At 71.6% G+C, this 12,030-nt stretch carries 9 protein-coding genes; 3 read left to right on the forward strand and 6 right to left on the reverse strand.

Annotation, left to right across the window (positions count from 1 at the left end):
• Positions 1-5: 5 nt before the first annotated feature.
• Positions 6-2,363: a TonB-dependent siderophore receptor gene (locus tag ACLBYG_RS18980; protein ID WP_447682428.1), complete on the reverse strand. Its 2,358-nt coding sequence runs from the start codon at positions 2,361-2,363 to the stop codon at positions 6-8.
• Between the two features lie 324 nt (positions 2,364-2,687).
• Here ACLBYG_RS18980 and ACLBYG_RS18985 point away from each other — a divergent pair, with 324 nt between their 5' ends.
• Entirely contained in the window at positions 2,688-3,512 is an 825-nt protein-coding gene (locus ACLBYG_RS18985; RefSeq protein WP_447682429.1) for a 2-keto-4-pentenoate hydratase, read from the forward strand.
• Between the two features lie 101 nt (positions 3,513-3,613).
• Complete coding sequence (locus ACLBYG_RS18990) at positions 3,614-3,850, forward strand: hypothetical protein (RefSeq protein ID WP_447682430.1); 237 nt, start codon at positions 3,614-3,616, stop codon at positions 3,848-3,850.
• 24 nt (positions 3,851-3,874) lie between these two features.
• Here ACLBYG_RS18990 and ACLBYG_RS18995 read toward each other — a convergent pair whose 3' ends face one another.
• Both ACLBYG_RS18995 and ACLBYG_RS19000 read right to left on the reverse strand, forming a co-directional pair.
• Positions 3,875-4,582 (reverse strand): response regulator, encoded by a 708-nt coding sequence (locus tag ACLBYG_RS18995; RefSeq protein WP_091682727.1) that lies wholly within the window; start codon positions 4,580-4,582, stop codon positions 3,875-3,877.
• Complete coding sequence (locus ACLBYG_RS19000) at positions 4,579-5,106, reverse strand: MarR family winged helix-turn-helix transcriptional regulator (protein ID WP_091682725.1); 528 nt, start codon at positions 5,104-5,106, stop codon at positions 4,579-4,581. The genes ACLBYG_RS18995 and ACLBYG_RS19000 overlap by 4 nt, the downstream gene beginning before the upstream one ends.
• Before the next feature lie 215 nt (positions 5,107-5,321).
• Between ACLBYG_RS19000 and ACLBYG_RS19005 the strand changes: the two genes are divergently transcribed.
• On the forward strand, positions 5,322-6,689 hold the full coding sequence (locus ACLBYG_RS19005) for an 8-oxoguanine deaminase (RefSeq protein WP_447682431.1): 1,368 nt from the start codon (positions 5,322-5,324) through the stop codon (positions 6,687-6,689).
• Between the two features lie 154 nt (positions 6,690-6,843).
• On the opposite strand, the gene ACLBYG_RS19010 is transcribed toward ACLBYG_RS19005, so the two are convergent.
• The 3 genes from ACLBYG_RS19010 to ACLBYG_RS19020 form a co-directional block, all read right to left on the reverse strand.
• Complete coding sequence (locus ACLBYG_RS19010; protein WP_447682432.1) at positions 6,844-8,517, reverse strand: formate--tetrahydrofolate ligase; 1,674 nt, start codon at positions 8,515-8,517, stop codon at positions 6,844-6,846.
• Between the two features lie 260 nt (positions 8,518-8,777).
• Positions 8,778-9,737, reverse strand: a complete 960-nt coding sequence (locus ACLBYG_RS19015) for an OmpA family protein (protein WP_447682433.1) — start codon at positions 9,735-9,737, stop codon at positions 8,778-8,780.
• A 223-nt stretch (positions 9,738-9,960) separates the two neighbouring features.
• Complete coding sequence (locus tag ACLBYG_RS19020; protein WP_447682434.1) at positions 9,961-11,829, reverse strand: tetratricopeptide repeat protein; 1,869 nt, start codon at positions 11,827-11,829, stop codon at positions 9,961-9,963.
• Positions 11,830-12,030 lie beyond the last annotated feature (201 nt).

The raw sequence follows: 12,030 nt of genomic DNA on the forward strand, positions 1-12,030 counted from the left end.
CCGCCTCACCAGCGGTAGCGCAGGGTCGCGTAGACCGTGCGCGGCAGGCCGTAATAGCAGCCCGAGTAGGTGAAGCAGCCGGTCACGTAGCGCTCGTCGAGCAGGTTCTGCACGTTGATCTGCGCGCTGAGGCCGGCGAGCCGCGGGTCGAGGTGCTTCATGTCGTAGGAGGCGACGGCGTCGACCAGCACGCTCTCGGGCACCTGGAACGTGTTGGCGGGATCGCCCCAGGACGGGCCGAGGTAGCGCACGCCGCCGCCGAGGCCGAGGCCGATGAGCGGGCCGTCGGTGAAGCGGTAGTCGACGAACAGCGAGGCCGTCGTGTCCGGCACCTGCACCGGCCGCAGCCCCTGGAGCGGCACCTGCCGGCGGGTCAGGTCGTTCGTGGTGAAGCCGGTGTCGCGGACGTTGCGGATGTCGAGGAGCGAGAAGCCGCCGATCAGGCTGAGGCCCTCGGCGAGGGTGGCCCGCGCCTCGAACTCGACGCCCTGCACGCCGACCTCGCCGGTCTGCACGACGAAGCCGGGATTGACCGGGTCGGTGGTGGTGGCGTTCGAGCGGCGGATGTCGAAGAACGCGGTGGTCAGCAGGATGTCGGTGCCGGGCGGCTGGTACTTGATGCCGGCCTCGTACTGGTTGCTGGCGATCGGGACGGGGATGCGCCCGGCCGAGCCGAAGGCGGCGTCGAAGATCCGCCCGTTGACGATCGGCTCGAACGCCTCGCTGTAGGAGACGTACGGGGCGACACCGCTGTCGAACAGGTAGAGCAGGCTGGCGCGGCCGGTGAAGGCCTCGGCCGGGACGTCCTGGATGGTCAGCCCGTTCGGCGCGAAGGTGCGGGTCGGGCCGGTCTGCCGGGCGGTGTCGTAGCGGCCGCCGAGCGTCAGGATGAAGCGGTCGAACTTCGCCTGATCCTGGAAGTACACGCCGGTCTGCTGCGCGTCGATCCGCGAGGTCGACGTGAAGGCGGGGAACCGGATCGGCAGGTCGTGGTCGGGGGCGAGGGCGTTCAGGCTCGTCGTCGCCGGGAACGGGCCGGTGACGGACCGCGTGCTGAAGGTCCGGTGGTCGACGCCGAGCAGGGCCGTGTGGGCGATCGGGCCGGTGTCGAAATCGGCGATGAAGTTGTTGTCCATCGTGTAGGCTTCGATGTCGACCTGGGTGCCGCCGACCGACCGGCCGATGATCGGGCCGCTCGTGTACGGGCCGTTGACGTCGCCGAAGGTCGTGAACACGCTGCGGTAGTCGCCGTTCGAGCGCAGGTAGCGGCCGGCCGAGTGGAAGCGCAGGTTCTCGGCGATCCGGTGGTCGAACAGGTACTCGACGGAGGCCTGGGTGCGGTCGGAGCGCTCGATGGTGCGGTCGCCGTCGTAGAAGTTCACCGGCAGCCGGCCGAAGACGCCGCTGCCGAAATTGCGCGGGAACACCGTGCCGACGGCCGGGAAGCCGCCGTAGAAGCCCGAGAACGGGTCGCGCTGGTAGTTGGCGATGACCGTGAGCGAGGTGTCGGCGGAGGGCCGCCACGTGAGGCTCGGGTTGATGAAGGCGCGCTCGACCTTGGTGGTCACGGCCGGGCCGTCGCCGTTCCAGCCGAGGCCGATGACCCGGTAGGCGAACTGGTCGGCGAGACCCGGGATGTCGGACGCGATCGGGCCGCCGACGTCGAAGCCGCCGCGGACCTCGCTGAAGCCGCCGCCCTGGACGAAGATCTCGCCGTGGCGGACGAATTGCGGGACCTTCGAGACGAGGTTGACGAGGCCGCCCGGACCGGACTGCCCGTAGAGGACCGAGGCCGGCCCCTTGATGATGTCGACCCGCTCCAGGCGGTAGGGATCGACGCTGGGGAAGGCGTCGCGGTTACCGGGCAGCGCCATGTTGTCGAGGAAGATCGGCGCGGTGAAGCCGCGGATGTAGAACTGCTCCAGGCGCGTCGAGCCGGCGCCGCCCCGCTGCTCGGTGGTGACGCTCGGCGTGAAGCGCAGCGCCTGGTTGATGGTCAGGGCGTTCTGATCCTCGATCTGCTGGCGCCCGATGACCGACACCGACTGCGCCGTCTCCAGGATCGGCGTGTCGGTCTTCGTGCCGACCGTGCTGCGGCTGGCGACGTAGCCGGGCACCGGCCCGGTCGCTCCGCCGCGCCCGTACAGATCGCTGTTCAGGCTGCGCGCGCGCGCCTCGCCGCTCACGCTGAGTTCGGACAGCTCGATCTCCGTGGCGGGCGCCGGCTGGACGGGCGCGGGCTGGGCGAGCGCGGCCGCCCCGAGCGTGAGTATAGATGTCGACGATACAAACCCGATCCGGAGCAGCCTCTCCGCGCGATCGAACGCGCGCGACGCGGTCCGTTCATTGACATATCTCGACATTATACCGACTCTAAACAGGAATTACTGGGCGAAGATACGCGCCGATGCCCAGCTATCACGGATCCGTGAGCAGTATGTGCCTCTGATGACACATCTTTAAGAAACGTATTTTGGTATTCCTCTAATGAAAATATGCTGCGGGCGGCCGGGCCGGGAGCGAACGCCCCGGGCGCGCGCTCCGCGCGGGGGACGGGCCGGCGGGCGTCGGCGGCGCAGCGACAGAGCGCGCGTTCCCGGCGACGGTCACCTCGGGTAAGATCGGCCGGCCGCGATCGAGGCGGCCCGGCGCGGGTGCCGCCCCGTCGGCCCTCACGCCGTGCGCCGATGACCGAGCCGATCTCCGCCGCGGCCCATGCCCGCACGATCCTCTCCGCGCACGAGCATCGCCGCCCGATCGCGCCGCTGACCGACTGGGATCCGGCCCTCGACCTGCCGGCGGCCTACCGGGTGGCCGAGGCGGTCCGGGTCCTGCGCGGGGAGCGCGGCGAGCGGCCGGTCGGCTACAAGATCGGCTTCACCAACACGACCCTGTGGGAGCGCTACGGCGTCCGCGCGCCGATCTGGGGGCACGTCTACGACACGACCCTGCGCGACCGGGCCGCCCTGTCGGGTCCGGTGCCGCTCGCCGCCTTCGTCGAGCCGCGGATCGAGCCGGAGATCGTGTTCGGGCTGGCGCGCGCCCCCGAGCCCGGCATGGATGCCGCGGCGCTGATCGCCTGCCTCGACTGGGCGGCGAGCGGCTTCGAGATCGTGCAGTCGCTCTATCCGGGCTGGCGCTTCGCGGCGCCCGACACCGTCGCGGCCTTCGGCCTGCACGGGCTGCTGGTGGTGGGCGAGCGGGTGCGGATCGCCGCGGACGCGCGATCGGCCTGGCTCGGCGAACTCGCGGGCTTCACCGTCGAGCTGCTGCGGGACGGGGCCGTCGCGGACCGGGGCGGTGGCGGCTGCGTGCTCGGGACGGGGCCGCTCGCGGCCCTGGCCCACCTCGTCGATGCGCTGGCTAACGATCCGGTGGCCCCACCGCTCGACGCCGGGACTGTCGTCACGACGGGCACGCTGACGGACGCGCTGCCCGTCGCCTCCGGTCAGCGCTGGCGCACGCGCCTCGACGGGCTGCGGCTTCCCGGCATCGACCTTGCCCTGATCTGAGAGACCCGGCACGGGTTATCGTGCCGGGTGCGTGCGGTTTCCCGGCCGGCTCCGGGTCTCAGGCATTGGTGATGGTTAGCCGACATGCCAAATGCTGGACCATGCCTGGACGCCCGCGGCGACGCCACACGACCTTCCTCGTCTCCGTGACCGCGGAGGGCGCCTGCGCGGCGCCCGGCGCCACGGTCTACGCAGTGATGAAGCCCAGCGCCGAGGAGGCGCTGGAGGCCGTCCGCGCCCTCGCCGGCCCGTCGGCCAGCCTCGCGATCGTGGGGAGCCTGTCCACCCGGATCGCCAAGGCTCTCAAGCTGAAGCCCGACACGCCGCGGGTGGTCTGAGCCGCCCGGCGGCCCGCAGGCGGCTCAATCCACCGCGAGCCGGTAGCCGACGCCCCGCACAGTCTGCAGGAAGACCGGGTTGGCGGGATCGACCTCGGTCTTGCGACGCAGGCGGTTGATCTGCACGTCGACGGTGCGCTCGGCCGCCGCGCCGCCCGGACCGGCGAGCTGCTCGCGCTCGACATTGGCGCCGCCCGCCGTCGCCAGGATCGTCAGGATCTCGCGCTCGCGCTCGGTGATGCGGATCAGCTCGTCGTCCCGGCGCAGTTCGCCCCGGTCGATCCGGAACGCGAACGGCCCGAAGGTCACGGCCTCGGCGGAGGCCGCGCGGGGCCGCGCGCTGCGCTTGATGATGTTGTTGAGCCGCAGCGTCAGCTCCCGCGGCTCGAACGGCTTCGGCAGGTAATCGTCCGCGCCGATCTCCAGCCCCATCACCCGGTCGTTCGGGTTGGAGCGGGCCGTGAGCATCAGGATCGGCACGCGCGAGGTCTCGCGGACGCTGCGCGCGTAGTCGAAGCCGTTCTCGCCGGGCATCATCACGTCGAGCACCATGGCGTCGAACACGACGCTCTGGGCCCGGGCGCGCGCCTCCGCGGCGCTCGCCGCCGCGGTGACCCGGAAGCCCTGGTCGGTGAGGTAGCGGGCGAGCAATTCGCGCAGGCGACGGTCGTCGTCGACCACGAGGACGTGGGGCGCCTCGTCGGGCAGGTCGGACCGGGCGGCGTGGCTCACGCGGGCTCCTCCGCGTCGAGGCGCCCCTCGGCCCCGCCCCCGCGCCGCGCCATCAGGCGCTGGACCGCCGGCCGGTCCTCCGGCTCGATCATCGCCATCAGGAAGTCCTCCGGGGAGCCCCGGGCATCCGGCGCCGCGAGCGCCCGGGCGAGGCGCCGGGCCTGGACCCGCGTCAGGTCGGCCGCGAGCCCGGCGCCGGCCTCGGTGCAGTACAGGAGGCGCTGGCGCCGGTCGCTGGAACCGGGCTTCTGCGCGACGTAGCCCTGCCCGATCAGGTCCTTGAGCACCCGGTTCAGGCTCTGCTTGGTGATGCGCAGGATGTCGAGGAGCTCGGCGATCGTCAGGCCCGGGTACCGGTCGACGAAGTGCAGCACCCGGTGGTGGGCGCGGCCGAACCCGTAATCGGCCAGGATCCTGTCCGGATCGCCGACGAAATCCCGGTAGGCGAAGAACAGGAGCTCGATCAGGTCGTCGCTGCCGAGGGCGGCCGGCGCGGCGCCCGGGACGGGTTTCGGCGCGAACATCTCCTCGCGCGGGGCTGTCCGTGTCACGGCGCGGCCGCTCCCAACGGGTGATAGGTCAGTCCCCATGACGTTTCTCAAGGCGGCCGGGGCCCGTCAACCCTGGCCGGGGCGGCCGGGGCGCCGACCGCCCCGGATCCTCAAGCGTGTACCCGCGGGATTGCCCCCGGTCCGACGCCTCCGCTACGCAGGCCCTCGGGCGACGGGAGCGGACGCGCATGGCCGAGGCAGGGGAACCGGGATCGGGACGCCTCTGGATCCGCGACCCGCGCGCCGTCCTGGCCGAGGGCGCCGGCGGCGGAATCGTGGTGGCGGGTACCCGGATCGTCGAGTGCGTGCCGGCGGGCGCGCGGCCCGCCGCGCCCGTGGACGCGACCTTCGACGCGTCGCGCCACGTGGTCATCCCGGGGCTGATCAACACGCACCACCACGCCTTCCAGACGCTGACCCGCGCCCATCCGCTGGCGCTCAACAAGCCGCTCTTCCCCTGGCTGGAGGCGCTCTACACGGTCTGGGGGCGGATCACCCCGGAGGCGTTCCGGCTCGCCACGCGGGTCGCCTTCACCGAGCTGCTGCTCTCGGGCTGCACCACGGCGGGCGACCACCACTACCTGTTCCCGAAGGGCCTCGAGGCGTCGATGGACATCCAGGTCGCGGAGGCCCGCGACCTCGGGATCCGGGCCGCGCTCACCCGCGGCTCCCTGAGCCTGTCGGACCGGGCGGGCGGCCTGTCGCCCGCGGCCCTGACCCAGGACGACGACGCGATCCTCTCGGACTGCGAGCGGGTGCTGAACCTGTTCCACGATCCCGCCCCCGGGGCGATGGTGCAGATCGCCCTCGCCCCCTGCTCGCCCTTCTCGGTGACCGAGCGCCTGATGCGCGCGAGCGCGGAGCTCGCCGCCCGCAGGGGGTGCCGGCTGCACACCCATCTCGGCGAGACGCGCGACGAGGAGGCCTATTGCCAGCAGATGTTCGGCTGCCGCCCGGTGGAGTACCTCGAAGAGGTCGGCTGGCTGAGCGACCGGGTCTGGCTCGCGCACGGCATCCACTTCACCGATGCCGAGGTCGCGCGGCTCGGCGCGGCCGGCGTCGGTGTCTGCCACTGCCCGACCTCGAACATGACCCTGGCCTCGGGCCGCTGCCGCACCTGCGAGCTGGAGGCGGCGGGCGCGCCCGTCGGCCTCGGTGTCGACGGCTCGGCCTCGAACGACAGCTCGAACCTGATGGAGGGGGTGCGCCACGCCCTCATGATCAACCGGCTCACCTACGGGGCGGAGGCCGTGACCCACCTGGACGCCCTGCGCTGGGCGACCGAGGGCTCGGCCGCCTGCCTCGGCCGCTCCGATATCGGCCGGATCGCGCCGGGCCGCGAGGCGGACCTCGCCCTGTTCACCCTGGACGAGCTGCGCTTCTCCGGCGCCCACGACCCGCTGGCGGCGCTCGTCCTGTGCGGCGCTACCCGGGCCGACCGGGTGATGGTCGCGGGGCGCTGGCGGGTGATCGACGGGCAGCCGCTCGGGGTCGATACCGGGATGCTGCGCGAGGCGCATTCCCGGCTGGCGGTGGACTTGTTCGGGGACGCGTAGGGGCGGCCCCTGATCCGACCCGCTCCGTCATCGCGAGCGCAGCGACCCAGGGCAGCGCGCGATCTCCGGATACTGTGTGTCCCTGGATTGCTTCGCTCCGCTCGCAACGACGAACGGCGGGGCCCGCCCGTGGGCGAGCCCCGCGCGACGTTTCTCAGAACAGCCCGTCGATCTGCCCGTTGGCGTCGAGCCGGATCGTGTCGGCGGCCGGCACCCGGGGCAGGCCCGGCATGGTCATGATCTCCCCGCAGATCGCCACCACGAAGCCCGCGCCGGCCGAGAGCCGGACGTCGCGCACGCCGACGATGTGGCCCTCGGGGGCGCCCATCAGGGTCGGGTCGGTGGAGAACGAGTACTGGGTCTTGGCCATGCAGATCGGCAGGTGGCCGTAGCCGTCCTTCTCGAAGGTGGCGAGCTTGCCGGCGGCCTTGGTCTCGATCTGGATGTCGGCGGCGCCGTACAGCTTGGTGGCGATCGCCCGGATCTTGTCGGTGAGCCGGCTCTCGGTCTCGTAGGCGTGGCGGATCGGCGCCGGCTCGGCCTGGCTGAGCTTGACCACCGCGCGGGCGAGCTCCTCGGCCCCGGCGCCGCCCTCGGCCCAGTGGCGGCAGGTGATCGCCTCCACGTCGAGCCGCTCGCGGCACAGGTCCTTGAGCTTGGCATGCTCGGCGTCGGTGTCGGCGTGGAAGTGGTTGACGCCGACCACCACCGGCAGGCCGAAGCCGCGCAGGTTGGTGACGTGACGGGCGAGATTGGCGAAACCCTTCTCCAGGGCGTCGATGTTCTCGGACCCGAGGTTCTTCTTGTCGACGCCGCCGTGCATCTTGAGGGCGCGGACCGTCGCCACCACCACCACGGCCGAGGGGGTCAGGCCCGCCTGCCGGCACTTGATGTCCAGGAACTTCTCGGCGCCGAGATCGGCGCCGAAGCCGGCCTCCGTCACCGTGTAGTCGGCGAGCCGCAGGCCGGCCCGCGTGGCGATCACCGAGTTGCAGCCGTGGGCGATGTTGGCGAAGGGGCCGCCGTGGATCAGCGCCGGGTTGCCCTCGAGGGTCTGCACGAGGTTCGGCTGCAGGGCGTCCTTGAGCAGCACTGTCATGGCGCCGGTGGCCTTCACGTCCTTGAGGGTGACGAGCTTGCGGTCGCGGGTCTCGGCGATGACGATCCGGCCGAGGCGCTCCTCCAGGTCGGCGAGGTCCTTGGCGAGGCAGAACACCGCCATCACCTCGGAGGCCACCGTGATGTCGAACCCGTCCTCGCGGGGGAAGCCGTTGGCGACGCCGCCGAGCGACTGGTTGATCGCGCGCAGGGCCCGGTCGTTCATGTCGACGACCCGGCGCCAGTGGATGCGGCGCACGTCGATGTTGAGCTCGTTCGTCCAGTAGACGTGGTTGTCGATCAGCGCGGCCGCGAGGCTGTGGGCCGACGTGATGGCGTGGAAATCGCCGGTGAAGTGCAGGTTGATCTGCTCCATCGGCACGACCTGCGCCTTGCCGCCGCCGGCCGCGCCGCCCTTCATGCCGAAGCACGGCCCGAGCGAGGGCTCGCGCAGGCAGATCATGGTCTTCTCGCCGATGCGGTTCAGGGCGTCGCCCAGGCCCACCGTGGTGGTGGTCTTGCCCTCGCCCGCGGGCGTCGGGGAGATCGCGGTGACCAGCACGAGCTTGCCGGGCTTCCGGCTCTCCAGCCCGGCGATGTAGCCGTGGTCGATCTTGGCGATGTGCTTGCCATAATTGTGGAGCGCGTCATCCGGGATGCCGAGCTTCTCGGCGACCTGCGCGATCGGCTTCAGGGTCGCGGCGCGGGCGATCTCGATGTCTGACGGCATGGGCCTTCCTCCCTGGGTCGCGGGCACGTGCCCGCCCGCCGGCTCTTGCCGTGCGAATCTCCTGCCGGGCGGGACGCGGCGTGGCCGCCCGCGAACGGCCACGCACTGTGCGTCAAAGCTCGCGAAAATGCGCGTCGATTTTTATGAGCTGGCGGACAAAATACTCTTGTCGATCGCGCTGTCCCCCGCTCCGACGCCGGCGCGCTCCCGGATGGTCCGTCCGAGCCCGGCCGCCGGGGGTCTTCGCGGGCCCGCGCCGCTCAGAACTTGACCAGCTCGACGCGCCGGTTCTGCGCCCGCCCCGCCTCGCTGTCGTCGGCGGCGACCGGGCTGGCGGCGCCGAAGCCCTTGGCCCTCAACCGGTCCTTCGCGATGCCGGCGCCGACGAGCCTCGCCATGACCGCTCTGGCACGGCCGTCGGACAGGGCCTGGTTGTGCGCGGCGGCCCCGGTCCCGTCCGTGTAGCCGTTGATCGCGAGCCGCAGGCCGGGATCCGTCCGCAGCAGGGCCGCCACCGCATCGATCTGCGGGGCGGAGGCCGGCAGGATCTCGGTCCTGTCGGTGGCGAAGTTGACCTGGATCACCGCCTTCCCGGTCTTGTCGAGATCCTGCTTCAGCCGCTCGGCGGGCAGGAGGGCGGCGGTCTGCACGAACGGCTTCGTCTCGAGGATCGTCCAGGCCGCGGTGAAGCTGTCGGGCACGAAATGCACCCAGATCTGCCGGTCCGGCCGGCGGATCACCCAGGTCTGGGCGGGCACGTTGTAGACGTCGCCCAGGCCCTCATACATCCCGATCCGGATCTCCTCCGGCAGCGTCTCCGTCACGGAGTTGGGGATCCGGCCGTCGGCGATCTTCCGGCCGCCGGCCTGCGTCAGCACGGCCTCGATGTTCTTCTTCAGCTCGTAGGCGGAGTAGGTCTTGCCGTCCTTGGGACCGATCAGGGACTGGAAGACCTTGCCTTCGACCTCGTGAAGCGCTGCGCCGGTCCAGAACAGGAAATGCCCGAATTCCCGCGTCTCGGGCGGGTTCACCGGCTGGTAGCCGTCGGGCAGCGCGAAGTAGGGAAAGCGGCCGAGCGGCGCGTCCGAGACGGGAACGGAATCGAGCGCGAAGGCCTTCGGCGCCGCCGCCGCGTCCTGCGCCCGCGCGGGATCGGCCCCGATCCCGGACGCCGCGCAGGCGAGGACCAGCAGGACACAGACAGGCTTCAGCGCTCTCACGTCGCACTCCGGAACGTTGCGGAGGCGCGACGATAGCGGGCGCGGATCGGTGAGCAATTAGGTCGCTCGACCTACGGCCTCCGGGCCGCAGCGCGGGCGCCCGAAGCCGCGACAGGGCTGCGGGCGCGGGCCGGATCTCGAGGCCTCGCGTCCCGAAATGGCCCGCGCATCGTCGGGACGGCGCGGCAGCCGCACCGCCCCGAGGTGGGACCTGGCGGGAGGCCTAGCCCCCCGACTTCTTGGCCTTGTCGGCGGAGCCCGGCGCCTCGTGCGGCTGGGGCGCGCCCTTCGGGAGTTCCGGGTTGTCGGGATTGTGCGGGGCGGCGACCGGGGCCGGCACCGTCTCGGCGGTGGCGGTGGGCTTCTCGATGTCGGGCAGCCCGTCCTTCAGCTTCGCGTTGATCTGGGTGAGGTCGTCCGGCTCGGGGTTCAGGTCCTTGGCGTGCTGCCACTGGAACTTGCCCTCGAGGCGCCGGCCCGCGCGCCAGTAGGCGTCGCCGAGGTGGTCGTTGATGGTCGGATCGCCGGGCTTCAGCTCGACCGCCTTCTCCAGCTCGCGCACCGCGTCGTCCCAGCGGCCGAGGCGGTAATAGGCCCAGCCGAGGCTGTCGACGATCATGCCGTCCCGCGGGCTCGCGTCGGCGGCCTGCTGCAGCAGCTTGAACGCCTCGTCGATGTTGATGTTCTGGTCGACCCAGGAATAGCCGAGGTAGTTCATCACCTGGGCCTTGGCGGCCGGCTGGTTGGCCGGCACCAGGGACAGGGCCTTCTTCAGGTCGGCCTCGGCCTTCGGCCACTGCTTGGCGCGCTCGTAGGCGGTGCCGCGGAAATAGTAGGTCGTCCAGTAGTTGGATTGCGGCCGGTTCCCGATCAGGTCGATGGCGCGGGTGTAGGTGGCCGCCGCCTCCTCGTACTTCTTGCGGGCGCGCTGCACGTTGCCCAGCGCGGTGATGACGTCGATGTCGTCCGGGTGGGCCTTCATCGCCGCGTCGAGATGGGCCAGCGCCTCGTCGCCCTTGCCCATCTGCTCCAGGTTCAGGCCGATCTGGATGTCGGCGTTGAGCTTGAGCGGGGAATTGGCCGGGATCTGCGCGTAGGCCTCGTTGGCGCGCTCGGGCTGCTTCATCCGGTCGAGCGTGTCGGCGAGCGTCAGCCGGGCCAGCGCGTGGTCGGGGGCGAGGTAGAGGGCGAGCCGCAGGTAGATCACCGCGGGCAGCTCGTCGCCCTGGGTCGAGCCGGCGGAGCCCAGCCCGTACAGCACCTCGGCGGCGCCCTCCTGGGCGGTGCCGATCAGCCGCGTGAGCGGCTTGCCGTCCTTCAGCTTCTCGAGGGCGTCGCGCACCAGCGGGTGGCGCGGCGAGAGCTGGTCGAAGTCGGAATAGGCCTGGATCGCCAGGTCGGTGCGGCCGAGGCTGGCCTCCATGCGGGCGTAGGCGTCGACGATGCGCAGGGTGTTGTGGTCGGCGTCGTAGGCGGCCTTGAGGCGACGCTCGGCCTCAGCGTTGTCGCCGGTCACCGAGGCGATCAGGCCGGCATGGTAGTCCCGGAAGGTGTTGTAGTAGCGCTCGCCCCGGAGCTTGTTGACCGTCTCCAGCGCCTTCTTGCTGTCGCCGGCGCCCGCGTAGGACCAGGCGGTGAGCAGCGTCGCGGTCAGGTCCGTGGCGGCGCCCCGGCCGCTCCGGGAAAAGTTCTGGCGGGCGGCGGCCCACTGGCCGGCCTTGATCTGGCGCACCCCGAGGGAGAGGTTGGCGAGGCCGTTGGTCGGATCGCGGGCGATCAGCTTCTCGGCGGTGCGGAACGCGTCCGGCAGGGCGCCGTCGGCCAGCAGCGAGATGAAGGCGCGCTCGACGAGTTCCGCGTTGCGCGGGTCGGCCTTCACCGCCTCGCGGTAGAAGGTCGCCGCCGCCGCCGTGTCCCGCGACGCGCCCGCGATGTAGGCGGAGAGGAAGTTGCCCTCGAGCGAGTCCGCGGGCTCGTAGTCGAGCACTGGGGTCGATTCCTTCGGCTGCGCGGCGAGCACGGTCTGCGGGAGCCCGGCGGCGAGCAGCAGGGCGAGCGCCGAAACGCTCCGGCGGGCGCGTGTCATCATCATGAACCGATCGCGGCTCCTGGGCGCCGGCCCGTCGGGGGCCGGGCGCGAGAATGGCGGGGCATCCCCGAAAAAACGTTGGGGACACTGAACCCATCCCGCCAGCCCCGCAAGGCGAAAGGATGGCGCGGGGGTTGAGGCCGGGTTGGTCGGCCGTCCCGTCATCGCGAGTGCAGCGAAGCGACCCAGGGCGGCGGGACGTCT

It is taken from the genome of Methylobacterium sp. D53M, from assembly GCF_053345625.1.